The 26,141-nt window shown below is 37.6% G+C and carries 25 protein-coding genes and 1 pseudogene; 5 read left to right on the top strand and 21 right to left on the bottom strand.

Translation table 11 applies throughout. The features are described from left to right. Window positions 1–17: 17 nt before the first annotated feature. From ACECE_RS0217635 to ACECE_RS0217625, 3 genes are all read right to left on the bottom strand, one after another. Window positions 18–1,619, bottom strand: coding sequence for a recombinase family protein (locus ACECE_RS0217635; protein WP_010249650.1), 1,602 nt, complete (start codon window positions 1,617–1,619; stop codon window positions 18–20). Window positions 1,620–1,694: 75 nt separating this feature from the next. After that, entirely contained in the window at window positions 1,695–1,847 is a 153-nt protein-coding gene (locus tag ACECE_RS31230) for a hypothetical protein (protein ID WP_010249648.1), read from the bottom strand. Between the two features lie 98 nt (window positions 1,848–1,945). Then, complete coding sequence (locus ACECE_RS0217625; RefSeq protein ID WP_010249646.1) at window positions 1,946–4,252, bottom strand: ATP-dependent DNA helicase; 2,307 nt, start codon at window positions 4,250–4,252, stop codon at window positions 1,946–1,948. Between the two features lie 1,004 nt (window positions 4,253–5,256). On the opposite strand from ACECE_RS0217625, the gene ACECE_RS0217615 reads away from it, so the two are divergent. The 3 genes from ACECE_RS0217615 (at window position 5,257) to ACECE_RS0217605 (ending at window position 8,040) form a co-directional block, all read left to right on the top strand. Beyond that, window positions 5,257–6,639 carry a [Fe-Fe] hydrogenase large subunit C-terminal domain-containing protein gene (locus tag ACECE_RS0217615; RefSeq protein WP_010249645.1) on the top strand — a complete coding sequence of 461 codons (1,383 nt, stop codon included), beginning with the start codon at window positions 5,257–5,259 and terminating at the stop codon, window positions 6,637–6,639. Between the two features lie 2 nt (window positions 6,640–6,641). Then, window positions 6,642–7,007: a Crp/Fnr family transcriptional regulator gene (locus tag ACECE_RS29565; RefSeq protein WP_010249644.1), complete on the top strand. Its 366-nt coding sequence runs from the start codon at window positions 6,642–6,644 to the stop codon at window positions 7,005–7,007. Window positions 7,008–7,281: 274 nt separating this feature from the next. Continuing rightward, on the top strand, window positions 7,282–8,040 hold the full coding sequence (locus tag ACECE_RS0217605; protein WP_010249643.1) for an SDR family NAD(P)-dependent oxidoreductase: 759 nt from the start codon (window positions 7,282–7,284) through the stop codon (window positions 8,038–8,040). Between the two features lie 51 nt (window positions 8,041–8,091). On the opposite strand, the gene ACECE_RS32185 is transcribed toward ACECE_RS0217605, so the two are convergent. Then, window positions 8,092–8,355 carry an MmcQ/YjbR family DNA-binding protein gene (locus ACECE_RS32185; RefSeq protein ID WP_010249642.1) on the bottom strand — a complete coding sequence of 88 codons (264 nt, stop codon included), beginning with the start codon at window positions 8,353–8,355 and terminating at the stop codon, window positions 8,092–8,094. Between the two features lie 46 nt (window positions 8,356–8,401). Between ACECE_RS32185 and ACECE_RS27985 the strand changes: the two genes are divergently transcribed. Together ACECE_RS27985 and ACECE_RS27980 are read left to right on the top strand one after the other, a co-directional pair. Further along, window positions 8,402–8,662 (top strand): metal-dependent transcriptional regulator, encoded by a 261-nt coding sequence (locus ACECE_RS27985; protein WP_010249641.1) that lies wholly within the window; start codon window positions 8,402–8,404, stop codon window positions 8,660–8,662. Beyond that, window positions 8,659–8,877 (top strand): annotated as a pseudogene (locus tag ACECE_RS27980) (transposase); the annotation flags it as partial. The gene ACECE_RS27985 and the pseudogene ACECE_RS27980, both read left to right, overlap by 4 nt. Window positions 8,878–9,077: 200 nt before the next feature. On the opposite strand, the gene ACECE_RS0217585 reads toward ACECE_RS27980, so the two are convergent. From ACECE_RS0217585 to cbiD, 17 genes are all read right to left on the bottom strand, one after another. Beyond that, window positions 9,078–9,707: a precorrin-8X methylmutase gene (locus ACECE_RS0217585; protein ID WP_205410201.1), complete on the bottom strand. Its 630-nt coding sequence runs from the start codon at window positions 9,705–9,707 to the stop codon at window positions 9,078–9,080. Beyond that, window positions 9,707–10,231: a cob(I)yrinic acid a,c-diamide adenosyltransferase gene (locus ACECE_RS0217580; RefSeq protein WP_010249633.1), complete on the bottom strand. Its 525-nt coding sequence runs from the start codon at window positions 10,229–10,231 to the stop codon at window positions 9,707–9,709. The genes ACECE_RS0217585 and ACECE_RS0217580 overlap by 1 nt, the downstream gene beginning before the upstream one ends. After that, a complete protein-coding gene (locus ACECE_RS0217575) occupies window positions 10,228–11,730 on the bottom strand; it encodes a cobyric acid synthase (RefSeq protein ID WP_010249632.1) in 1,503 nt (500 codons plus the stop codon). The genes ACECE_RS0217580 and ACECE_RS0217575 overlap by 4 nt, the downstream gene beginning before the upstream one ends. Window positions 11,731–11,881: 151 nt before the next feature. Continuing rightward, window positions 11,882–13,252 (bottom strand): cobyrinate a,c-diamide synthase, encoded by a 1,371-nt coding sequence (locus ACECE_RS0217570; protein ID WP_010249631.1) that lies wholly within the window; start codon window positions 13,250–13,252, stop codon window positions 11,882–11,884. Beyond that, window positions 13,242–14,441 carry a bifunctional cobalt-precorrin-7 (C(5))-methyltransferase/cobalt-precorrin-6B (C(15))-methyltransferase gene (locus ACECE_RS0217565; protein ID WP_010249629.1) on the bottom strand — a complete coding sequence of 400 codons (1,200 nt, stop codon included), beginning with the start codon at window positions 14,439–14,441 and terminating at the stop codon, window positions 13,242–13,244. The genes ACECE_RS0217570 and ACECE_RS0217565 overlap by 11 nt, the downstream gene beginning before the upstream one ends. Beyond that, window positions 14,438–14,800, bottom strand: a complete 363-nt coding sequence (locus ACECE_RS0217560) for a sirohydrochlorin chelatase (RefSeq protein WP_010249627.1) — start codon at window positions 14,798–14,800, stop codon at window positions 14,438–14,440. Before ACECE_RS0217560 ends, ACECE_RS0217565 begins: the two co-directional genes overlap by 4 nt. Next, window positions 14,801–16,096, bottom strand: coding sequence for a glutamate-1-semialdehyde 2,1-aminomutase (gene hemL / locus ACECE_RS0217555; protein WP_026073897.1), 1,296 nt, complete (start codon window positions 16,094–16,096; stop codon window positions 14,801–14,803). Beyond that, a complete protein-coding gene (hemB, locus tag ACECE_RS0217550) occupies window positions 16,093–17,073 on the bottom strand; it encodes a porphobilinogen synthase (RefSeq protein WP_010249615.1) in 981 nt (326 codons plus the stop codon). The genes hemL and hemB overlap by 4 nt, the downstream gene beginning before the upstream one ends. Continuing rightward, window positions 17,039–18,568: a uroporphyrinogen-III C-methyltransferase gene (gene cobA, locus ACECE_RS0217545; protein ID WP_010249613.1), complete on the bottom strand. Its 1,530-nt coding sequence runs from the start codon at window positions 18,566–18,568 to the stop codon at window positions 17,039–17,041. The genes hemB and cobA overlap by 35 nt, the downstream gene beginning before the upstream one ends. Beyond that, a complete protein-coding gene (hemC, locus tag ACECE_RS0217540; protein ID WP_010249606.1) occupies window positions 18,565–19,446 on the bottom strand; it encodes a hydroxymethylbilane synthase in 882 nt (293 codons plus the stop codon). The genes cobA and hemC overlap by 4 nt, the downstream gene beginning before the upstream one ends. 5 nt (window positions 19,447–19,451) lie before the next feature. Further along, window positions 19,452–20,669 carry a precorrin-6A reductase gene (gene cobK / locus ACECE_RS0217535; RefSeq protein ID WP_010249604.1) on the bottom strand — a complete coding sequence of 406 codons (1,218 nt, stop codon included), beginning with the start codon at window positions 20,667–20,669 and terminating at the stop codon, window positions 19,452–19,454. Between the two features lie 6 nt (window positions 20,670–20,675). Then, entirely contained in the window at window positions 20,676–21,410 is a 735-nt protein-coding gene (cobJ, locus tag ACECE_RS0217530) for a precorrin-3B C(17)-methyltransferase (RefSeq protein WP_010249602.1), read from the bottom strand. A 39-nt stretch (window positions 21,411–21,449) separates the two neighbouring features. Continuing rightward, window positions 21,450–22,469, bottom strand: a complete 1,020-nt coding sequence (gene hemA, locus ACECE_RS0217525) for a glutamyl-tRNA reductase (protein WP_010249601.1) — start codon at window positions 22,467–22,469, stop codon at window positions 21,450–21,452. Next, window positions 22,466–23,503, bottom strand: a complete 1,038-nt coding sequence (locus ACECE_RS0217520) for a cobalt-precorrin 5A hydrolase (RefSeq protein WP_010249600.1) — start codon at window positions 23,501–23,503, stop codon at window positions 22,466–22,468. The genes hemA and ACECE_RS0217520 overlap by 4 nt, the downstream gene beginning before the upstream one ends. Further along, on the bottom strand, window positions 23,500–24,258 hold the full coding sequence (gene cobM / locus ACECE_RS0217515) for a precorrin-4 C(11)-methyltransferase (protein ID WP_010249599.1): 759 nt from the start codon (window positions 24,256–24,258) through the stop codon (window positions 23,500–23,502). Before cobM ends, ACECE_RS0217520 begins: the two co-directional genes overlap by 4 nt. Before the next feature lie 2 nt (window positions 24,259–24,260). Then, window positions 24,261–24,941 (bottom strand): precorrin-2 C(20)-methyltransferase, encoded by a 681-nt coding sequence (gene cobI / locus ACECE_RS0217510; RefSeq protein ID WP_010249598.1) that lies wholly within the window; start codon window positions 24,939–24,941, stop codon window positions 24,261–24,263. Continuing rightward, entirely contained in the window at window positions 24,938–26,122 is a 1,185-nt protein-coding gene (cbiD, locus tag ACECE_RS0217505; protein WP_010249597.1) for a cobalt-precorrin-5B (C(1))-methyltransferase CbiD, read from the bottom strand. The genes cobI and cbiD overlap by 4 nt, the downstream gene beginning before the upstream one ends. Window positions 26,123–26,141 lie beyond the last annotated feature (19 nt).

Raw genomic sequence — 26,141 nt, 5'->3', positions numbered from 1 at the left:
AAAATGGCATACTATTTTCACTCAATAAACTCACAATCAATCCTATAGTTCCCGTTTTTTCCGGAACTACTAAACCTTAGTTTCACAGGAGTAGGTATACATGTTAAATATATTTCAAGTATGTTTTCCTTAAACATATATATTTTGTTAACCATCTTTTTATATACTTCTTCAATATCTGTTCTATCCATTTCATTCATTATTGATTTTATTCGATCAACATATATTTGCAAATTGTCTGCCTGTTTGCCATTTAGTAAATTGACCTGCTCAATATTTTTAATCTCTGCCTTAATTGCATCAATTTCAGCATCATATTTTTTATTCATTAACACCACATCATCTTTTGAAATAATTCCATCTATCATTGAATCAATAACTTTTTGTTTTTTACTATTAAGCACAGTCAATTTATTTTTCAAAGGCTCTGTACTTCTAATTTTTTGAGGCTTGTTTAACTTTTTAATCTCCTGCAATAATTCTGCAATTATCTGTTCTTTATTTGTATTTATTGATTGCAGAACAAAATTAACAATCATACCCAAAACAATGTGATTTATACTCCCATTATTGCACCCTATTTGTATACCTTGGGTATCATTTTTTAAACTACCATGATTTGCAGCCTCAATGCATCTCCATGCTTTATATTTCTGACCATTTTTAAGTTTTTTTGTTCTGCTTACAAATCTGCTTTTGCATTCACCGCATATTATCTTGCCTGAACACCAATATCTATTGCTATATTTACTTTTTTGTTCAATTGAAGTAGTTCTTTTATTCAGTTCTTCTTGTGCAGCATTCCAAGTATCTCTGTCAATAATTGCTTCATGATGATCTTTAATATAAACAATTTCTTCTTCACCTTTATTATATTTCTTCTTATGGTCTAAGAAATCCGGAGTATAGGTCTTTTTTTGAGCTAAGTCGCCAACATACTTTTCATTCCTCAACATTTTTAGGATCATAGCATTTGACCACCTGATATTTTTTCTTTTTGTAGCTATTCCTTGCTCATATAGTTCTTTAGCAATTGTATGTGTTCCTTTACCCTCAGTAAAATACTTATGAAAAATCAACTTAACAATTTCTGCTTCCTCAGGGTTAACAGTCAACACACCCTTCTCTAAATAATATCCAAATACTTCTCTACCAAATACTACACCCTGCTCCATTCTTCTCTTCTGCCCCCACTTTACACGCTCAGATGTCCTTCTACTCTCATCTTGTGCTAAAGCAGACATTATTGTGAGTCTTAATTCCCCATCAGTATCAAGTGTATTTATATTATCTATTGTAAAGAAAACACCAATACCCATTTTCTTTAATTTACGGGTATATTCAAGACTATCCTTAGTATTTCTTGCAAATCTAGCAATTTCTTTAGTCAGAACTAAATCAAATTTTCTATCCTTAGCATCTTCAATCATCCTTTTAAAGTCTTCTCGTTTTTCAACAGATGTTCCGCTTATGCCTTCATCAGCATAAATGTCAATGAAGTCCCAGTTCTCATTTGCTTTTATATATTCTTCAAAATACCTTTTTTGACTCTCAAATGAGTTCTGCTGGTCTTCTTTATCTGTAGAAACTCGACAATACGCAACTACCCTTGTCTTCATATGTACATCCACCTTTAATTAAAATTACACAATCAACTACACTATATTATAAAAAAGTATGATGTGCAAGTAAATTTAGTTTTCTAGTGAATTTATTACTTGCTTTAGTTGCTCATTAGTGAGAAGTTTTTCTTTATGTAACTGATATAAAATGCCCTTTTTTAACTGACGTTTGAAATTATCCTTCTCTTCTTCAGTTAACTCAATTTTATTATTTGATATTATCATAATATAACCCCTTTTAAATCACCTTACAAAACATCATATGAAAAGTTTTAGTTCTAGTTGATTAACCCTAGCTACAGATTATAAATCTAAGGCAAAGTTCATTGGCCACCCCAATTAATGCCATCGTCTTTGAAATAACACTCTTCCTTCACTTTTCCAATGAAATCTCTTACATCATCAATTGAATCTGTTACTTCAAAATGGCTCAAAGCTTTCAGTACCCGCTTCCTATACTTGCCGTTTTTACTAACCCTAAAATCCAGAACGGCTATAATCCCGGTATCTGTTTCACATCGAATCAATCTTCCCATTCCCTGCTTCAATTTGATTATCATTTCTGGAAACACTATAGTATCAATAAATTCTTCCATGGTATCAAATTGTTCTTTTTTGTATTCTACAATGGGTGAAGGTATAGGAAATGGTAAATTCACAATAATCAGAGAAGATAAAATATCACCAGGACAATCCACTCCTTCCCAAAAAGAGCCTGTAGCAAAAAGAACACCGTTTCCGCTATTTTTAAAAGCGTCTACAATGTTCTTTTGACTTTTGTCCATTTTTAAAAGAGGATATTTGATTCTACTTCTTGCTAACTCATAAACCTTTGATAACAAAGTATACGATGTAAATAAAATAACGGTATGGCCACAAGTCGCATCAACAAGGTTTATAATCTCCTCTGCAACAGCTTTAATGTATTCTTCACATTGTTTGTCTGGAAATGGCACCTTTTGACTTATATATAGCAAAGCATTTTTATTGTAATCAAATGGTGATAGATAGCTTATTTCACTTGTTTTACTTGATGTTATCAAATCTATCCCTGTATTGCGTTTAAAATAGTCAAATCCTATATCATCAGACAATGTTCCTGAGGTCACAATTTTAGGAATTCCATTTCTCCATAACACTTGATATAATTGATACTCCAAATCAATAGGAATACAACAAACTGCTACAAGACTTTCACTTCCAGGATTCTCAAGCCAATATAAGACATCATTGGTTTTTAATATATTTTCAATCTGTTGCTCTATTTCTAAAACCATCATTCCTAATTCTCTACTTTTAGAAATATCAGTGGAGCAATAATCTTTAATATTGCTGATTTGTAAAAGCATTTCAACAAGGATTTCTTTTTCACAAAGGTCAATTGTAACTGCTATTTGAGATATATCATCATCTATAATCTCTCTATTTTTAGAGATTAGGTGCCTAAAAAATCTTGTCCTCAATACACATAACCTTTCCAGTTTGAGTTTTGCTGAGTTCAGATATGCTTTTTTACCTTTCAGAATACTCCTGATCATATTAGTCATTAATGTTATATCTTCACTTTGAAAGCTTTTCCCAAGGATCTGCGTTGCTGCATCTGTTAATTTATGAGCTTCATCTATAATTTCAATTGAATGTTCTGGAATCAGTGTTTGTCTTCCTTTTGCTCTTTTGACTGCATCAGCAAGATAATAATTGTGGTTGCATACCTGAAAATCATGAAAAGGTTGTTTTACATATTCCATGTATTTTATGTACTCACATTCCTTGAATGCAGGGCATCTTTTTTCACAATTCTTTGGCACATTAATTTTCTGCACAATATGATTTTTTAATCCTTTGTATTCATCTAAATCAATTGAATTTCCAAGATTGAACGAGTTAAGTTTTTCTAACAACTCTCTATCAGCAGTCTTTTTACTGCTTCTTAAGTATTCCACTAACCGTTCGTACCTCATTTTACAAAAGTAATGTTCTTTACCTTTTCTTAGCACTGCACTTAACGGACACTTTATGACTCTGTTTTTGTATAAGATTTCTGATAAAGTTGGAATATAATTATTAATAATGGCATTCTGCAAATCGATACTGGATGTAGAGATTACACATGGAATGGATTCTTCAATTTCCATACCTTTTCTACTCTGCCTTTCATACAATGCATAGACCACAGCTGCTACAATATATGCATAAGTCTTTCCCGTTCCAACTTCTGCTTCACATATTGAAATACAGTTGTTTTTAATTCCAGTATACATATTTAAAGAAAGCTCAATTTGTTCCTCCCTTATTTTAAAGCCACTTTCCGGCATTAATTTCTTAAAAATATATTCAATCATGGTATTAGGGTTTTCGGGAAGTGTTACTTGATAATCAGATGTTGAAGTAAATCTATTAATTAATATATCTTTATACTCGTCTGTATACGCCTTTTTGCTTTTTAGTAATGGAATTATACAATCCTTATCCCTGCATATGACGAAATAACTGTTAATACTTTTATTCTCTTTCACTACAATTATATAATTTTTATCAAAAGTAAATAGGTATCTGTAAGTCTTTTTATCTCTGTGCCTTTCAAAATATGATAGCATAAATGCTTCTTCACTTGTATCTATTTTAAACATCCTTATTCTCTCCTTAGATTTCTAACACTTGACAGCACATTGCTGTGATGGACTATAATCGAATTTAAATTCTTTATAAGTCCACCACAGTATCTGCTGTCAAATATAAAATTTAACAATAGAAATTTTGTATCATATTTGTTCTCAACATCCCTGATAACCAAGGGGATATATCAGGTTGCTATTGGAAATAGCATCATATAAGCTGACATGGTTATAAGTTCTCAAACCAAATGAGCGTTATCCTGTCATTCATTACAGGCTGCCTAATGCGGTGAAGCGTTCAAGGCAGAAGTATCATTATTTATCCCTTTGCCTTTCATCGCAATTAGTCTTTCCAAAGACTATTTTAAGCCGGATGAATTCGCTCACTCTTTAAAAGGTCACAGCGCTCCGCTTTTTGTTGCTTCCCCTTCTGGTGGCAAAGGTAGTTTTCCTGATATACTGTATTTTAAGTTTTCAAAGTACAAAATAAGGGCAAAAAAATCCCCCTCACTTTTAAGCCGAAAAAGCGAGGGGGGTGTACGAAATAATTTTTGTTTTTTTAATTTATTTTTATTCCTTTTGGATATAACCTGGGAACAACAGAAGATAACTATGATAGTAAATCAATACTTACAGAACTTATAACATTTTTACTAATAGCTAATTGACAATTTATTACTATATAAAATAATGAAAATTTGCTATAATCATCATTAAAACGGAACCTACCTAATGGGACTAGTGGTCTACAAAGACTAAATTTCTTGGTGTGCGAACCACAAGCAGAAGAAGTAGATTTGCAAAGCAAATGAAGCTTTACAAACTACTAGACTCAAATAGCAAAATACACAAATGATAGTCCCTAATTATTTTCACTTTTTAGTTAAATTTTTGTGTTTACTTATTTCGTTGAAATCATATTAAAATAGTTGCCAAACCCATGTTCAATATGTTATTTTTAAATCTGTTGGGCAATCTATAAATGTCAAATCACATTACATAAGACGGGGTGATATTTTATGGCCAACCGCTTTGCCGGTTTTCAGGAAAAAAGAATGAAAATTTTCGGTGAGATCGTAGAAATGTATTGGAACGACCGCCTTAATACTGCCGACGATCTTAATAAGCTTGCTGATGATATCAGGGTCAAATATAACTTTACGGATCAGGATCTGCCTTTTATAAAGGATCATATCCGAATTGCGATGGGGCTGGATCCGAAGGGCGGCAGAGAGTTCTCAGACGAGCTTGATATCGTAAAGAAATCCGAAGCAGTTGGTGAAACGATTATCGCGAAAATAGACGGTGCCTGCAAATACTGCGAAGACCCCGACTGCAGCGGCCATTGCAAATATGAGGCCCAGATCTACAGAAGGAATGAAGGCCCCGTCATTGAGAACAATAAATGCCTGAGCTGCGGCGGATGTGTAGTCAGTTGTGATTTCGGAGCACTGGCCGACAAGATCGAGTTCATCCCGCTGATCGACCTGCTGAAGAGCAAAAGCAGAAAGGTTTTTGCCGTAGTTGCACCTGCCATAGCTGGACAGTTCGGCGAAGATGTAACTTTGGGGCAGCTAAGATCAGCCTTCAGGGTAATGGGCTTTGAAGACATGATCGAAGTCGCCATGTTTGCAGATATTCTATCTATACGCGAGGCGTTCGAGTTCAGCAGCCTCGTCAAAACAGAAAAAGATTTCTTCCTGACCAGCTGCTGCTGCCCGGTGTGGTTCAATCTGACCAGGAAAGGCTACCCAGAAATGTATAGGCATATGTCCCCATCAGTCTCCCCCATGATCGCATCGGGCAGGTTCCTAAAGGAATTGTACAAGGACGCCGCAGTCGTCTTTTTCGCTCCATGCATAGCAAAAAAAGCTGAGATCAACGAACCTGAACTGCACGGAGCCATTGATTTCGTAATTAATTTCAGAGAGCTTGCTGAGATCTTTAACGCTCTCGAAATACATCCGAAAGATCTTCCCGGCGACGAAAAGGATCAGGCGTCCCTAGGTGGGAGGCTTTATGCAAAAACAGGAGGTGTGAGCTTTTCAGTAAAAACTGTCGTCAACAGGCTTGAACCAAGCAGGGTCATCAAGCTCAAATCGAAGCGCGTCGACGGCGTTAAAAACTGTAAGGAGCTCTTGGACAGGCTAAATGCGGGAGAAGAAATAGACGCGAATTTCATAGAAGGCATGGGTTGCTCGGGAGGCTGTGTCGGTGGCCCGAAGACAAACATAGATGCAGACAGGGCAACAAGGATAGTTAACGAAACTGGGGAGGATTCATATATCCTGACACCTTTTGATAATATGAACGTAATGATAGTACTCAGACAATCGGGTATCCATTCTATCGAAGAGATCGTTCAAAACAGGCATGTTTCTGAGCTGCTGAAACGGGAATAGTCTTGCTGAATAAACAGCCATCGTCTACAGATATTCTCGAATTATGCGAAAAAGGCCATAATTTCCAGAGGAATTTAATCAAAAGCCTGTCTGAAAGAATTATTTATCTGAACAGAAAAGTCAAAATGCTTTCTCATCGCACAATCCGCCAAAGGCTGTCGTGTTATCTGCTGGATGAAAGCCAAAAGCAAAAAAGCCTGGATTTGAAATGCAGGCATACAAGGTCTGATATTGCTGATCTTATTGGAAGTACACGTCCTTCTATATCAAGGGAATTATCGAATATGCAAAGGCAAGGAATTATTAAGTTAACCCCGAAAGGTATAACTGTTTTAGACAAACACGCGTTGGAAACTACCAATAAATAAAAAAGGCACTATACGTTCAACAGATTTCGGCGGATTCCTTAGTCTCATTTTAATTGTAAAAGTAACACACTATTTTCCAATATTCTTTTTACATTTATTGCATAATCATTATATTTCACCCCATAAAAAATCACATGGAATTCCATGATATAAATCCTAACTAAATGGGTATTAATAATTAGTATTCATTGAACGAATAGTATTAGCTTAAGGCAAATGCTATTATTTGTTTGATAAATTAATAATAATCGTTTGTGTTTTTAGGAGGGATACTATGTTTTCGCTAAAAAATCGCGTAGTTGTAGTGACAGGGGCTTCTTCAGGTTTAGGTCTTCAGATGGTGCATGGTTTTGCGGGGCAGGGTGCCGATTTGGTTCTCATGGCTAGAAGAATTGAAAGACTGGAGGCAATAGCTGCTGATTTCATGTCTAAAGGAGTCAGGTGCCTGCCCATACAATGTGATGTTACCAAAACGGAAGATGTAAACAAAGCAGCTGAAGCTGCAATTAAAGAGTATGGAAAAGTAGATATTCTGGTCAATAACGCAGGAGCCGCAAGAAACGCAGGCATACTGGATATGACCGATGATGACTGGAACTTCACCATCGATGCAGATTTAACCAGTGTATTCAAAGTAACAAGAGCATTCTCAAAAAATATGGTTGAAAACAAATATGGCCGAATTATTAATATCGCTTCCATATATGGACAGGTTGGTAATACTGTCATGGATACGGTCGCATATCATTCATCCAAAGGTGGCGTTATTAACTTTACTAGAGCTGTCGCAGCTGAATTAGCCAAATATAATATTACCTGCAATGCTATTAGCCCCGGATACTTTGAAACAGAATTGACTATTGATACATTAAAAACCGAAGCATTTACCAATTTCATGAAATCATCTGTCCCGCTTGGGCGTTATGGCAATGAAGGCGAATTAAACCCTGCCGCTATTTTCCTTGCAAGTGATGAAGCTTCCTATATTACCGGTCAGAATATAAAAGTTGATGGCGGATATACATCGGTTTAATATTAATCAAAAGGTCTGATTCCGGGCATGGGTTCAGACCTTAATTTATACCTAGATCCATATTCCTTCTTTTGCATTTACTGATTGATCCTTGGCCGAAAAAAGAGTCAATCTTCGGTTTGCCTTAATAAACCATGCCGCTGCCTGAGTCTGAATGAGGAAAGCTGAAGAGACCATTAATACTGCATTAGGACCACCTTGAAGCACAAATATTTTGTCTTTAATCATATACCTTGTTGCATCCCATTCGGGTTTGTATTCTTTTACAACGCCCTTCTTAGAAAGACAATATTCTTCAAGCCATGTGTATTTCATCCCTCTGCCTCCAAATAAAAACTATACATACTCCGTGAGTGTAGTAATGAAGCAATTCCGCGAAAATGGGTTTATTGAAATGGATGATAACGGTTTTATTACGTTGACTGATAAAGGTAGCAAAATCGCGGAACGTATGTATGAACGACATATTATTATTGCTAATTTTTTGATGGTACTAGGTGTTGATGAAGCGACTGCCTATCAAGATTCATGCAAGATAGAACATGACATTAGTGATATAAGCTTTGAATGTATGAAGAAGCACTATTTAGAAAACAAGAAAAAATCTGAAGCTAGCAAATGATGCAGATAACGAATGATTCAAAACCTTCCGTAGGACTTTCAGCATTGGTCCAAGAGTACAACATCCAGTCTGCTGAAGATGTTCAAGAAACATTAAAAAATCTGCTAGGGGGTAATATCCAAAGCATTTTAGAGGCTGAGGTGGATCAACATCTTGGTTACAAACCGTACGAGCGTACCGATAGCACCAATTCAAGGAATAGCACAAAACCTAAAAAAGAGCTGCCCTATGTAGCATCCTCTTCAGGTTCGTCCCAAAGTTAATAGATAAACTTTTTTATGAATTACAAAAACCTTCGTGACTTTAATTACTGTAGATTAATATATCATAATCTCGGCATTTAGTTAATTGACTTTTCTAGCATGTTTCAATGACTGCTAAAGCTATAGCAGCATAATAGAATTCAAAAACTTTCTTAATTTTCACGTGGAAACGCCATATATAAAAGAGCATTTACAATAGCAGCAGCTACGTTGCTTCCTCCTTTTCGACCTCTTGCAACAATATATGGCACACCGCTTTTCATAATAAGCTCTTTTGAATCAACAACATTTACAAAGCCTACCGGAACACCAATAATCAAAGCAGGCTTTATTTTATTATTCCTTACCAGTTCATCCAGTTTAATAAGAGCAGTTGGTGCATTGCCTACAGCAAAAATAAGCGGCTTTCCCAATTCTGCTGCCTTTTCCATAGATGCACATGCACGAGTTGAGTTTTGCTCTATCGCCCTCTTTGCAACATCTTCATCCGCCATAAAGCAATATACCCTTCCACCGGCTTTAGCAAGAGCCGCCTTGTTTATTCCTGACAATGCCATGTTTGTGTCTGTCACAATATCCGTACCACTTTTAATGGCTTCAAGCGCCGTATTAATAACATTTTCTGAAAAGCAAAGATTATGTAAGTAATCAAAATCTGCAGTAGTATGAATTACTCTCTTAACAATAGGTAAAACATTCTCATCCAGCTCAATCTTGCCCATTTCCTCAGTTATTATTTCAAAGCTTTTCTTTTCAATTTCATTAGGTTTATAGTTATTCATCAACATTCAATCCCCTCTCTTGCTTTAATGCCTCTATCAAACGGATGCTTTACTTTTTTGATTTCGGAAACATAATCCGCCAAGCTGAGAAGTTCCTTATCAGGGTTTCTGCCTGTGAAAACTACTTCAGCCAAGAGCGGTTTAGTTTTCAGGTAATCCAATACAACTTCTCTATCAATAAGGTTTTTTTCAATTGCTCCTATAATCTCATCAAATATTACAAGCGTTTTTTTATCTTCTTCTATATAAGAAATTGCTTTTTCAAAGATTCTGTTGTTTTCTCTTTTCAGTTCTGTTTTCTCCTCCTCACTTAAATTCCATGTAAATTTGCCCGGCTTTTCACCCCTTAAAACCACTACCCTTTCCATTTTGTTTAAAACATTCAACTCGCTTGTAATCCGTGACTTTAAAAACTGAGCCAGAATTACCGTATAACCGCTGCCACTAGCACGCAATGCAAGACCTAACGCTGCAGTTGTTTTGCCTTTACCGTCACCGCAATAAATATGAATAAGCCCTCTCATAAACTAATACCATCTCCAATGATTTTATAAATATACTCCATATCAAGTGATTTCCGAAGCTCGGTTGCTAATTTGTTGTATTCATTTTGTTTATGTGCTTTTATATCAACTGTGGAAGTTTCATTGTATTTTAGTCCCTTCTTGTTGTATAAAGCTTTTATCATCGGGATTAAAACCTCTTCACTGTCAAAAATACCGTGAACATAGCTTCCATAGACGTTTCCCTGGCATATTCCGTCTGTTTTTTCCCGTCCGTCAAAGCTTTTTAACTTTGATAAAAAGCCCTCTGTCTTTGTTATTCCCATATGTATTTCATAACCTTCAAAGCTTATGCTGTTAAGTGCAGCAAAGATACCACCTGAGTTTAAAAAAGTACCAGTGACCCTTGTTCTGGTCTTTTCTCTTTCGAATATTGTATCAGCATCAATAAGGCCTAAACCCTTAATCTCGCCTCCACCCTCAACATTATGAGGATCTTTCAGAGTTTTGCAAAGCATTTGAAAGCCTCCACATATTCCAAACACCGGATCTCCCTTACTCGCATATTTCAATATCTCTGCTTCAAGTCCACTTTCTCTAAGCCATTTCAAGTCTTCAATGGTGTTCTTTGTACCTGGCAATATAAGTAAATCAGGATTTCTAAACTCTTTTACATCCGAAATATACCTAACTTTAATCCCAAGTGCTATATCAAAAGCGTTAAAGTCTGTAAAATTCGATATTTTAGGTAACCTTATAACACCTATATCAACATCAGATACAATGCCATTGTTGTGAAAAACATCGGAAAAGCTATCTTCATCGTCTATTTTCAGATTCAAATAAGGAACAACACCAATTGTCGGAACAGGAATAAGAGCTTCAAGCATTTTAAGCCCCGGTTCGAGTATCTTGACATCTCCCCTGAACTTATTGATTATATTTCCTTTGATGTACTTTCTTTCGGTCTCATCCTGCAGCATATAGGTTCCGTAAAGGGATGCAAAAACTCCGCCCCTGTCAATATCACCTACAATTAAAACAGGTGCATTTGCCATCTTTGCCATACCCATATTGACAATGTCATTTTCTTTTAAGTTTATTTCTGCCGGACTACCTGCCCCCTCAATCACAATAATATCATTCTCATTTACAAGCGAGCTATAGCTTTTCATTATTTCCGGAATATATTTTGTTTTGTTTTTATAATAATCCATAGCATTCAAATTTCCAATAACCTCGCCATTTACGATAACCTGTGCACCTTTGTCGCTTGTAGGCTTCAACAAAATAGGATTCATCCTTATATCAGGCTTTTTATACGCCGCCTCAGCCTGCACAACCTGTGCTCTCCCCATTTCTAGTCCATCCTCGGTGATAAAAGAATTTAGTGCCATATTCTGCGATTTGAATGGTGCCACCTTAAGTCCATCCTGTGCTAAAATGCGGCATAGCCCGGCAGTTATAAGACTTTTCCCCGCATTTGAGGTTGTTCCCTGTATCATTATTGCTTTAGCCATTTTTCATCATCTCTCTTAATGCCCCCAATAGCTTTTCATTATCTTCCCGGCACTTGGCTGCTATTCTGCAATATGTATTGTCAAGTCCCCTGAAATTGTCACATTACCATATTAGGCTGTCATTGCAAATATTTTTGTAAAGGCTTTAGAATCATTTTACCCTCATACCTATTCCTTTATTTTTTCTGTATTCCTCACATTTTCTGATAAATCGTTTTGCCATATTGATATTCCCCCAGAAATGGATATGGGGATAAAGAGCAAAAATATTGTCTTTACAGTACCCTGCTTCCCATGTTTTCCCGCTTGCTTTTTCTGCTGTCAGGCATCCTAATTTTCCATCGCTTTTAGAGTAATGGAATTCGTGAGCACATACTCTTTCCTGATAATCCATCAGTAATGTGTCCTCTTTCGCAGTTAAAATAATATAACCAAAGTTTTGCAGCTTTTTAGTCATTTCACAATTCATATCAATAATTCCTGTCATAGAATGGGTGTTGATTTCTCTTCCTAAATACATATAACCGCCGCACTCTGCATAAATCGGAATGTTGTTCTTCCATGCAGCTTTTATGTCATTTAATATTCCAATGTTCCTGTTCAGTTTTTCAAGATACAGTTCCGGATATCCCCCACCTAGAATCAAGCCGTCAACATCTTCAGGCAGACACGGATCTTTAAGGGGCGAAAAGTCAATCAGCTTTGCACCCATTTTCATAAGCAGCTCTAAGCTATCCTCGTAGTAAAAGCAAAAGGCCTTGTCTCTGGCAACTGCAATATTTACGTTTGTAGTTTTTTCAATTTCTATTTCTTCATAGTCAAAAGAAGCCGTATTATTTGCTATGTCTGCTAACAAATCAATGTTAATGGTTTCTTCAGCTATTTGGGCAAGCAATTCAATTTTCCCCTGCAATGAATCAATTTCCTTTGCAGTAACAAGCCCTAAATGACGACTCTCAATAACCGCATCAGGTTCATACGGCATATAGCCGATTACCTTAATGTCAAGGCTGCTTTCAATCATTTCTTTATATATTTGAAACATATGCTTGGAGACATTATTGAGAATTACAGCTGTTATGTTATTTTTATAAAAGTCCAGATACCCCTTGATCATTGCAGCAACAGATATGGCAGCACCCTTGCAATTAACCACCAGAACAACAGGAATACCAAATTTGTTTGAAATGTCCCAGGATGAGTTATCACAGGTATTCGCACCTACTCCATCATAAAAACCCATTACTCCTTCAATGACTGAAATGTCAGTATTTTTGCTGTTTTGGGCAAAAAGATATTTTGAGGGCTTTTCACCACATAAAAACAAATCTATATTTCTCGATTTTGTACCAATAATCTCACTATGAAACATAGGATCGATATAATCAGGCCCGCACTTAAAAGAAGCCACTTTCAATCCTCTTTTTATTAAAGCTTTTAAAACAGCACATGTAACGGTTGTTTTTCCACACCCACTGTTTGTTCCTGCAATCATTATCCTGTTGATTTTATTATTTTTCATTTGCAGTACCTCTGATAATATAAACGGGATTATTGGCCATCATAAGATTATATTCTCCAATAGTTTTGTTTCTTGCACTATTTAAACAGACAACCTCCGCATGAAAATCAATTTCCTTGAGCACAGCCATAGCCATGCCAAGTGTCTCAATTGTTATTGCTGTAATTACTAATTTTATCTCCGAATTTATTTGATACAGGTATTTAATGATACAATTGAGGTTTCCACTACTTCCACCGATAAAGGCTTTATCAGGAATCGGAAGCTTTTGCATTTCCTCACTCGCTTCCCCAAAAACTGGTATAACATTTAACGCACCAAGAGCACTCCTGTTTTTTTCAAGCAACTCAAATGCAGACTGCTCTTTCTCTATTGCAAAAACAAGCCCATCATAAGCTTTTCGTCCCATTTCTACAGCAACAGAACCACTTCCCGCACCAATATCAAACAAAATGTCACACGGGTTTATTTCAAGCATATTTATACTGACCCACCTAACCTCTTGTTTAGTCATAGGCGTTTCATTTCTCATAAACTCCCTGTCAAAAAGAGCATTTTCCTTACTTTTATAATTTTCATTTTCAAAGAGCAATACGGTTAAACTGCTAAAAACCATTTCCGACAGTTCTTCAACAGTACCTATTATGATCCTTTCCTGAACCATTGAGAGCATTTCTCCTGCTGCAACCCTTATTCCTGATAGCCCTTTTTTGACCAAATCCTTAAGCACATACGAAGCATTATTCTCTCCTCCGGTCAGCACAAATGTATATCTGTTATAAGCAATACTACCAGGCAGGTTTGCGTTTCTACCGTGCAAACTTACTACCTTGACGTTTTCATAGTCTATTTTTAATTTGGCACAAAAGTATTGTAAACTACTGACTCCACATATCAGATGAACAGAGTATTTACCGTCCAATTTTTCAGAAAGAGTTTTTGCCATACTGAAAAAGCCCACATCACCTGAAACCAGTATTCCTATTTTTGCCTTAGAAGAATGATTAATCCTATCTTCAATATCTACAATGGAGCATTTTATAATATTATCCCTAAGACTGTGGAATAGTTCACCAATTCTGCCAAAAGAATAAATCTCATCACAGGAGGCAATTAATTCTAACGCCTCTTGTGTAAGTTCTTTAATATCTCCAGGTCCGCTTCCTATTATAAATACTTCCTTTTTCATATTGCTTCTCTTATTCTGTCTGCTAGTATTTCTGCCAGTCTTTTATCAGCACCCAGAGTTTTTCCCATGGTTATTCTTACATTACTGTTCTCTTTAAGATAATCGTCAATTTCCTTTGGAATGTCCTCTCTAATATGAACACCATCAAATAGGAAATATGGTATAACTACAATATCCGATATTCCCTTTTCTCTTAAATTATCCAGTCCGGCTTTCAAATCCAAACTTGAGAATTGCAAATACGCCGTTTCAATAACATCTTCGCAGTAGATTCCCTTGAGATTCCCAACTACCTCCTGTAAAGTATTCTCCGTTGACTTTTCTCTGCTTCCATGTGCCAGTATCAATATACCTCTCATTTAAAAATCCTCTCCTTCTTTTATTAAACTTAATGATTTTCTTGCAGCTGCAAGTGTTTTCTCAATATCTTCCTTTGAGTGTGCGGCACTCACAAACATTGCCTCAAATTGTGCAGGTGCCAGATTAATTCCATTCTCCAACATAAGTTTAAAGAATTTTGCAAATAGCTTTGTATTGCTCGTTTTTGCTGTCTTGAAATCAACCACAGCCTCTTTAGTGAAAAATACACATACCAGAGAAGCAACCCTGTTTACACAGATTGGAATTTCAAGCTGTTCTGCTATCTCATTAAAGCCTTTCTCAAGCATTATCGCAAGCTTTTCTATTTTCTCATATATTTCCTGCTGCTCTTTAAGTATTGTCAATTGTGCAATTCCGGCAGCCATAGCAATTGGATTTCCTGAAAGCGTCCCAGCCTGATACATGCCACCCAAGGGGGCTACAAGCTCCATAATTTCCCTTCTCGCTCCATAAGCACCTACAGGCATTCCCCCTCCGATGATTTTGCCAAAGGTTACAATATCAGCTTTTACATTGAAATATTCTTGTGCCCCACTTAAGGATAGCCTGAAGCCTGTTATAACTTCGTCAAAAATCAAAAGTGCACCATTTTTGTCGCAAACCGCCTTAAGCTCTGCAAGAAATCCTTTCCGCGGACAGACAACACCCATATTGGCCGCAACCGGTTCAATAATAACTGCTGCAACCTCTCCTTTGTTTTGTTCAAACAGCCTGTTTACACTTTCTATGTCATTATAATCTGCAATCAGTGCATTCCTGGCAAATTCCTCCGTTACACCAAGACTGTCAGGATGTGATAGGGTAAGTGCTCCTGAACCTGCTTTTACAAGCATGCTGTCACTATGTCCATGGTAGCAGCCTTCAAACTTTATAATTTTCCCTCTTCCGGTAAATGCTCTTGCCAGCCTTATAGCACTCATCACTGCTTCTGTTCCGCTGTTTACCATCCTGACCATATCAATGCCCGGAACAATTGAAGTAATAAGTTCTGCCATAATCACTTCATTTTCTGTGGGTGCTCCAAAGCTAAGTCCGTTTCCGGCGGCTTCCATAACACTTTTAGCTATCTCAGGATGGTTGTGTCCTAATATCATAGGCCCCCATGAGCAAACATAATCAATATATTCCCTGCCTTCAACATCGTAAATCTTAGACCCCTCAGCCCTTTTAATAAAGACAGGCTCACCGCCTACTGCCTTAAATGACCTTACAGGGCTATTCACCCCTCCAGGCATAACCTTCAAAGCCCTTTTATACAAATTGCTGTTCATCATCCAATATCTCCTTTTTCAATTGCTTTTGACAATTCCTTCGCATAATAGGAAATAAGCATGTCCGCCCCTGCACGAAAAACACCAGCTGCACTTTCACACATAGCTGCATATTCATCAATGTATCCCTTTTGTGCAGCACTTTTAATCATAGCGTATTCTCCGCTGACGCTGTAAGCACATATGGGGCTTTGGGTATTATCCCTAAGCTCCCTCACAATGTCAAGATAAGACATTGCAGGCTTTACCATCAATATATCCGCACCCTCCTCAATATCCAGCAAAGCTTCCCTAAGTGCCTCACGCCTGTTGTGATAGTCCATTTGATAAGTTTTTCTGTCCCCAAAGGAAGGAGCTGACTTTGCAACATCCCTGAAAGGGCCGTAAAAGGCTGATGAGTACTTGACAGCGTAAGACATGATGGGAGTCTCATAAAAGCCATTATCATCAAGAATTTTCCTTATAGCTTTAACCCTTTTGTCCATCATATCTGAGGGAGCAACCATATCTGCTCCTGCTTTAACATGGGAAAGTGCTATTTTTGCAATATAAGGAAGACTTACATCATTAACAACTCGATCGTTCTCAACAATTCCGCAATGGCCATTTGAAGTATACTCACACATGCATACATCAGTAATGACCGTAACACCAGGATACATTGCTTTTATATGCCTGACAGCCTGCTGAACCACACCATTTTCACAGTATGCACCGCTTCCTATGTCATCCTTCTCTTTGGGTATACCAAACAGCAGGACTGTTTTTATATTACAGGCAAGGGCCTGCTCAATTCCTTCCTGTACAGTGTCAGGACTGTAATAGGAATGTCCTTCAAGTGTAACTATTGGCTCTTTTATGCTGCTTCCTTCCTTTATAAACAAAGGAAGGATCAGTGATTTTGATGAGATTCTAGTCTCCCTTACCATATTACGAATATTCAAATCACTTCTCAGCCTTCGTGGTCTTATTGTGCTCATCCTGAACCTCCTTCAGCTTTTTAAGCATACTTTCTATTGTTGCTTCGCAAGAAATATAATGCTTTATCCCATACTTTTTTGCAGCTTTTGCAGTTTGTTTTCCAATACAAATACCAGTAATATTATTTAAATCAAAATTGTCTCCCGACTTTACAAATCCTTCAACCGTTGAAGCACTTGTAAATGTGGCATATATATCCGGATTATCGCGAATCAACGCTTCAATCCGCTGACTTCCCGGATTGGCATATATTGTTTTATAAATTGGAACATCTTCATATTGTCTGCCATTTGTGTCAAGAATGTCTATTATTTCAGTGTTTCCATCCTGAGCACGTGCAAGAAGAATTTTTTCGTGAGCTCCGGTTATTTTACACAAACCTTCAGCCAGATGTGTTCCGTCATAAATTTCAGGGACGAAATCAGCTATAATTCCATAATCAGAAAGCGTTAGAGCAGTCTGACTTCCAATTGCGGCGATCTTTAAACCGGATAGTACTCTAAAGTCCTTTTTCAGCTGTCTTAAATAATCAAAGAATAGGCTTACACCGTTTTTGCTTGTAAAAACAAGCCAGTCAAATGACTCAATATGGTTTAGTACTCGCTCAAGCCGGCTGTTTTTCTTAATTTCACATATCTCTATACAAGGGTAGTCAATAACGTCTGCACCAAGCTCCTTAAGTTTTGAGCTTAATGTACCACCTGATATCTTTGGTCTGGTTACAATTACTTTCTTACCTGAGAGGGGCCTGTTTGAAAACCAGTCCAAGCTTTCGTTCAAAAGGCATACCCCTCCTATAACAACAACAGAAGGTGACTTGATTTTCTCTTCTTCAGCCTTCTCAAACAGGTTTTCAACTGTTCCTACAATTTTCCTCTGGTAAGCTCTTGTTCCATTTTCAATAATAGCAGCCGGCATGTTTTTATTCATACCTGCACCCATTAATCCATCAAGGATCTGTTTCAAGGAAGAAACGCTCATCATAAATACCAATGTTCCATCTAAAGCTACAAGAGCCTTGAAGTTTATATCCAGTTCGGTGTTATTCTTCTTGTGACCGGTGATAATATGTACGCTACTGCAAAAATCCCTGTGTGTAACAGGTATTCCGGCATATGCAGGTACTGAGATTGCTGATGTAATTCCCGGCACCACTTCAAAAGGAATATTGTTTTCTATAAGCATCTCAAGTTCTTCACCACCCCGTCCGAATAAAAATGGATCTCCTCCTTTAAGCCTGACAGTCAGCTTTCCTTTTAAAGCTTCATCAAGCAGCATTTGATTAATTTTTTCTTGAGGAACCGAATGGTTACTGCTTTCTTTGCCCACATCAATTTTTTTTGCATCAAAAGGCACAAGCTCAAGAATTTCTTCCGAAACCAAGCGGTCATATAGAACAACTTCGGCTCTTTGTATATACTCCATGCCCCGTAACGTCAAAAGGCCTATATCCCCGGGTCCGGTACCAACTAAAGCCACAAATCCCTTTTTCATATCATGGTCACACCCCTTTCCTTTAGTCTGTTTGCAAGCTCCTCACCAAGCACAGCTGCCTGAGCAGGAGTACCATGCTGTGATCCTCGTACCGCTATTTTGTTTTCTTTATCTACATAAAGTCCGTTCAATACCAAAATATCCTTGTCAAGATAAGCATAAGCAGCAACCGGAGATGAGCACCCGCCATTCAAAGCAGTTATAAAAGCTCTTTCTGCTTCTGATATGACTTGTGAGGCATAGCTGTGAAAACATCTCAAATAACTGGTGTCTTCGCCTTTTCTCGCCTGCACTGCAATTATTCCCTGGCATGCCGCAGGCATTATTTCATCAACTGTGAAATACCTGCTGATTCGTTCTTCAAGTCCAAGACGTTTTATTCCCGCAGCAGCCAGTACAATAGCACTATACTCACCATCATCAAGCTTCTTAAGCCTGGTTATAACATTGCCTCTTAGAGGTTTAATGTTTTCAAATCCAAGCTCCTTTAGCTGCATAGTTCTTCTCTCACTCGAGCAACCAACAGGTTTATCACTAAAGGTCTGTCCTTTAGGGAGAATCAATACATCCCGTTCATCTTCCCTCGTAGATAAAGCCACCACCGGAAGGTCTTCGTCAATTTGCATGGGCATATCCTTATAACTGTGAACGGTTATATCAACCTCTCCATTTATCAGTGCCTCATCCAACTCTTTTACAAACAAGCCCTTACCACCTATTTTATCAAGAGTTACATCAAGAATTTTATCACCAGTGGTTTTCATTGTGATTAATTCTGTTTTTATGTTGCTGTCATAGCTTTTAATAGCATCCATGACCATTTGTGACTGAATGATAGCAAGCTTACTGTCCCTGCTTCCTACCCGTATAGTTTTCATAGCCCCTACCTCCCTTTGCTCAAATAAGCTCTAATTCTCGAAGCTTTTTCTTTTACAGCAGTGTGATTATTACCTTCCTTTGAAATCAACCCGCCTATAACTTCCTCATCTTCAAATATTGAAGGAAAATAGAAATCACATTGTTCTTTTTGATCGGCTATATTTACAAAAGCACCTCTTAGGCGGGCATCTGAAAAAATCTTTTCATTTATTTCTCTGCTGTTTGTCGCTGCAATAACCATAAAGGCATCCTTTATATCGTCTGACTCATAGTTTCTTTCAACCATTTCCAGCTTATTCTCATTATGCAAAGCATGGAGCCTTTCACTGCTTTGGGGAGCAACCACAGTAATACGGGCATCAAAACGGGTCAAAACTTCAATTCTCCTTGTTGCTACCCTTCCCCCTCCCACAACAACAACTTTTTTGTTTTTTAAATTAAAAAACATGGGAAAATGAGAAAGAAGCTTTTTGACTAATCTCAATTCCTTTTCAAAAAAGCTTTGAGCCTCTTCAAGGGTAATGCCCTCTTCTCTATAAGGTCTGCCGATTAAAACTACCTTTATACCCAACTGCTTTGCTGCAGAAAGCTTTTCCATAAAGCCTCCGCTTTTTCCGGTCTCCTTTGTCACAAGGAATTTTGCATCAATTTGCTCCATTGTTGCCTTGTTCATATTTTCGCTAAAAGGGCCCTGCATACATATAATGTTTGTTGCACGAAAGCCCAAACTGCAGCAAGCGTTGATAGCTTCTACAGTAGGCAGTACCCTCAAAAAAACTCTCTGCCTATAGCTATCTATAGTTGTATATGGTATAAGCTCCTTACTCCCTGTTGTTACCAAAATATTGCCTGAAGTTTCATTCAAATATCTGCAAGCATCACTGATATCGCCACACTCTATAACATTTTCATATTCAAGTGAAGGCCTTACTACCCTTAGCATTTTTTTTGCCTGAAATAAAACCGCTTGCTTTATGTTTTCGGAAATAACTCTTGCATAAGGATGTGTCGCATCCACAACAAAATCATAATCTCTAATCAGTTCGGAAATTTCCTCAAGTGAAAGTCTGCCTTCCCTTACTGTTAAGAAAGGCATGTCAGGCATGACCAAAGAGCCGTATTCAGTGGCAACAACTGCCGTAACCGCAACGCCTCTTTCGGCTAAAAATTCACATAATTTTCTTCCTTCGTTTGTTCCAGCAAAAACAACAATTCTTTCCATAAAACACTACCTGCCTTCCAGACTGTAGCCCCTTGGAGTTACCAGCTTTCCGTTTATTACTTTCGTTGAAGAGTTTCCTATAATAATAGTAGTGAACATATCTACACTCTCATCCCTCAGTTCCCCAAGGGTCAGAATTTTGTAGGTTTGCCCCTCACGTCCAATATTTTTCACATAACCACACATAGTATCCTCACTGATATTTTTCATAATTATTTCACAAGCCTTTTTTAAAAAATCAACCCTTTTTTTACTGGATGGGTTGTATAAAGCTATTACAAAACCAGCCTTAGATGACAGGTCAAGCCTCTTTTCTATATCTTCCCATGGCGTTAGGAGGTTACTCAATGAAATAACGGCGAAATCATGTGTAAGCGGAGCTCCCAGCACTGCAGCAGCGGAGCTTGCCGCAGTAATCCCGGCTATTACCTTTATTTCTTCATCTATTCCAAGCTGTTGACATACCTCAAACATCAGAGCTGCCATTCCGTAAATCCCAGCATCACCGCTTGATACAAGTGCAACATTTTTTTTGCCTTTGGCAGCATATGCCGCCATCCTGCACCTATCCACTTCCTGCATCATAGGTGTTTCAAGAATTTCTTTGTCCTTTACCAAATCCCTTATTATTTCTATATATACGTTATATCCGGCAATGACTTCGCTATTTTTTAATGCTTCCAGTGCCATGGGAGTTATCTGTTCATGCTCTCCCGGTCCCAAACCAATAATATATATCATGCTATTTTTCTCCTTGTCCGCTTAATAACCTTTCGTGATTTAGTTGCGGTAACAATCTGATAAAAATTTCTCTCTATGGAAAATCCATTTTTTGAACTTTTCCATATGATCTTCAATCAGCACCCTCATAGCTGCTATTTCTTTTGTATTATCCTTTAGTGCAATTTCACCAAGAGTATCAATATTGCAGTAGATTATGCCTTCAATATTCTTAACTTCCGGGTCAATATCTCTTGGCACAGCCAAATCAATAATATACCTTGGTCTAGGTGAGCAGCTTCTGATCATGTCATAAGTGATTGTCTGGTGTGGGCTGGATGTCGCACTTATTAAAATGTCAATTTGGGAAAGAAGCCGACATCTTTCATCATAATTTATGGTTTTGCATCCCGAGGGAATAATTATATTTTGAATTTTATGATACTGTCTAAGTGTTAAAAAGACCTCACATTTCTTCATCAGCAATTCTTCGCATACTTTCCTTCCCACTATTCCATTTCCAATTACCAAGGCTCTACTTTTCCTATTATTTGAAAGGTAATCACTTAAAAATTGTACTGTCTGACTTGCAACTGAAGGAGAAACAGTACTTAACACAAGACTCGTCTTAACCTTCTTTGCACAAGTTACTGCACACCTGAATAGGGTGTTTAAGATTGCATCGCTTGCCATCACTTCGTTTGCAATACAAATAGCACCCTTTACCTGAGTAATGATCTGGTCTTCTCCAAAAATCATTGAGTGTATGCCGCAGGCCAGCTCGAAAAGATAAACCACTGCGGCTTCTCCATTCTTTATGTAAAAATACTTTTTAATTTCATCTTCATTGAGCTCTGCTGCATCACAGAATATTCCAACCGGATCGATATTCTCACATTGGTCATATGAAAAATAAACTTCGGTACGGTTACAAGTTGATACCATTGCTACCCCGGAAACACTGCTTTTTTCTTTCATCCTTGTAAGCAGCTTTCTTATTTCGCCCGGCACAAAGCCTACTTTCTCTCTGATTTCAACACTGGCACAGTGGTAATCTATCCCCGCCATGATTATATTCAAAAGCTACACCTCCAGCTTTTAACTGCAACCGCAATTGTAATACCTCTCTCAACTGTTTTCCTGAGGACAAACTCTCCGGCATCACTTGCAAGATACGCCGCTCTCTCACATACATTATCTACTCCGGTAACGCTTCGTACAAATTCTGACGCAGTAAAATCTCCCTTTACCTTAGAAAGCTCCTCACTATTATATACTTTAAGCTCATAGCGGTATTTTTCACATAAATAGGTAATAGCATTTTCTTCTTTCTTTATGTCGATTGTTGCAACACTTTTTACTAAACATGGTAAAATACTCAGTTTGGACAATGTTTCTAAAAAAACTTCTTCCAAAATGCCCTTTTCAGTTCCTTTTCGGCAACCTATCCCCACAATGAACTGTCTAGGTCTCATAAATAATGTGTTTTGAAAAGGAAGAGTATTCCGCTTGCTGCCTGTGGAGTTATAAATATAAATTCCTGCATCGGCATTCTCATTTGTTAAAAAAATGGGCAACCCTCCGTCTACAGGAAAGTCGCAGTAAAATCCCATTTTCTGACCATTTAATATAGCTGATGATATATGCTTAATGTTTTCAATATTATCAATATGAAGATCATGTTTTTTAGCCCATATATCCACAGAAAACACATTATTAATATCAGTTGCAGTTGTGATTACAGCCTTCCCCTCTAATAATTCTGCAAGGTCTATCGCCAACTCATTTGCACCCCCCAGATGTCCTGATAAAATAGGTATAACATGTTCTCCTAATTCATCTACTACTATAACTGCTGGGTCTTGAGCCTTTGATATTATAAATGGTGCTATAGCTCTAACAGCTATACCTATAGCTCCAACAAAAACAATTGCACTGCTTGTTTCAAATGCTTTTTTTGTAAAGTCATAAAGATTGTTTTCAAGAAGGTTCAAATCATGGCAATTGCACTTTGAGAAGCCTGTTGTCTGATGACCTTTTTCTCTCAAGCAGTTAGTTAACTTCAAGCAAATATTTGCTCCTTTTTTTGTAAAAGCAACCAAGGTTATTTTCATTCCTGCTTCGCCTTCCTGAATTCATGAGTAAAACTGCTGTCATACAGTTTCGAGCGACCATATTCACAGGATAGAAAATCTCCAACCAGTATCAGTGCCGTTTTAGATATGTTATTCTCCATAGCACTTTTATGAAGATTTTCAACCGTTGTGCGTATTATTTTCTGGTCGGGCCAGGTTGCCTTGTAAACAATGGCGGCTGGCGTTTCAGCTTTATAACCACCCTCAACAAGCTTTTTACTTAACGGTTCAATCATGGATGAGGTTAAAAACAACACCATGGATGCTTTATGAGAAGCAAGCTTGACAATATCCTCGTCCGGTGGCACAGGTGTTCTGCCTTCCATCCTTGAAAGTACCACCGTCTGGCTTATATCCGGCAAAGTATATTCGGCATTTAATACTGATGCAGCTCCGCAAAATGAGCTAACACCAGGGACTACACAATACTCAATATTATTTTTATCCAACAGATCCATCTGCTCTCTGATTGCTCCGTAAATACTTGGATCACCTGTGTGTAGCCTTACAACTATCTTATCCTGGGCATCAAATTTAACAATAACTTCTACAACCTCTTCCAACGTCATGGAAGCACTGTTATAAATCTTGCAGCCAGTTTTTGTATAAGAAAGCAACTCAGGGTTTACCAGGGAACCTGCATATATAACAACATCCGCCTTCTTTAAAAGCTCGCATCCCCTCACAGTAATCAAATCAACAGCCCCAGGCCCTGCACCAATAAAATAAACCATGTTTAATCTCCTTTAACTACAATTATCGAAAAATAACTGCTATTCTCATTCAAGTTCTCAAGATCATCATAAATTTTCTCGTTTTCCATATAGCAGCATTCCACCATTTTGGCATTGCTGAGCAGATTATGTTTTTTTAACTTATCCTTAATATTTAAAATGCTTTTCCCGCTTTTCATAAGCACCTTGTTTCCATCTAAAGCAAGAAGCTTGTCCACACCCTCATAAGAAGCAGGAATAATGTGAAGTGCCTCCTTTCCGTCACACAGTGAAATTCCCAGCTTTGCAGCTGCTGCACAAAAGGACGGGATTCCATTTATAATTCTTGCTTGATAACCTTTCTCAATCACCAGCCTGTGTACGTAGATATATGTCGAATAGATTGTAGGGTCACCCAATGTAATAAAAGCCAGATTCAAACCTTTATCCAGTTGGGCACAAATCAATTCAGCACTGTTTCTATGACTCTCCTGTAAACTTGCTGCATCTCTTGTCATCGGCATACTGCAATACATTAGCTTCTTGCCTTCAATGTATTCACTCACAATATTTAAAGCAGTTTTTTCCCCTCCTGTGTCAGGGACCACAATCATATCAGCATTCTTTAAAGTCTCTACCGCCAGTATTGTGAGTAATTTTTTATCTCCCGGCCCAACTCCTACTCCATAAAGTATTCCTTTCAAAGCTTTGTCTCCTTTAACTCATTAATCAATATTGCCGCATTATCCGTCTGCATAAGTACACCAATCTCATTAGAAAATACAACTACCTCTATTTGCATTTTGTTCATGACACGATAATTTAAATGAAATATAATCTTTTTTAATATGCTTTCATATACTTTTTGAGACAAACTCTGAAGCGTTAAAATATCATGTATCTCATTAGTTGTCTTTGCATTCATAACTTTTTCAACGGTTTCCCTATTTGCACCCATCAAAGCACAGTGAGCTGCAAATATTTCATTGCGGCAGTCAGCAATTTTTGAATGGGTATTCATGACCCCTGCTGCAATTTTAACAAGCTTGCCTATGTGCCCAACCAACAGAAGCTTTTCAAATCCCAGATAAAGTGCATGATCTAAGGCCTCGCCTATATAATTGGAGCATTTGACAGCACTGTTTATATCAATTCCCAAATGTTCTCTGGCAAAATCAAGTCCATAATTGCCCGGTGCAACAAACGACACCTTTTGCCCGTTTTGCTTCTTTATTCCCAATTCAAGTTTGATTGTTTCAATCAAGGAGCTTTCGCTCATGGGCTCTACAATACCCGTAGTTCCCAAAATTGAAATTCCGCCCATAATTCCAAGTCTTTCGTTAAAGGTTTTCTTTGCTATTTCCTGTCCTTGTGGTACAAATATTTCTACTTCAAAACCACCTTCATATCCATACAGTTGAGCAACTTCTAAAAGAGCCGTTGCTATCATTTTTTTAGGCCCGGGGTTGATGGCTGCTTCACCTACTTTGCATGGTAAGCCTGCCCCAGTTACTTTACCGACACCAACCCCTCCATCAATAATTATGTTGCTTTGGGTTTTTCTTACTTTTGCATATATTTTAATCCCATCAGTTATGTCAGGGTCATCTCCAGCATCCTTTATAACACAACAACTTGCGGCTTTGTCATTGATTACAATATCTCCAATTTCCAGGTCAAGCTCTCCCCCATTCGGAAGTAGCAATTTGACTTGTTTGACTTCACGCTTTTCCAGCAACATAATAGCACTAGCCTTTGCAGCCGCAGCAGCACAACTTCCGGTAGTATATCCCAACCGTAGTTTTTTCCCTGACTTAACCATATATTCTCTTTGTTTTTCGCTGTCAACACTTTTGTCTTTTATATCCTTTTGTGATATGCTCATACTCTCTCCCAACAAAGCA

The sequence above is a fragment of the Acetivibrio cellulolyticus CD2 genome, from assembly GCF_000179595.2.
GTDB lineage: Bacteria > Bacillota > Clostridia > Acetivibrionales > Acetivibrionaceae > Acetivibrio > Acetivibrio cellulolyticus.
This window is presented reverse-complemented; position numbering and strand designations above follow the sequence as displayed.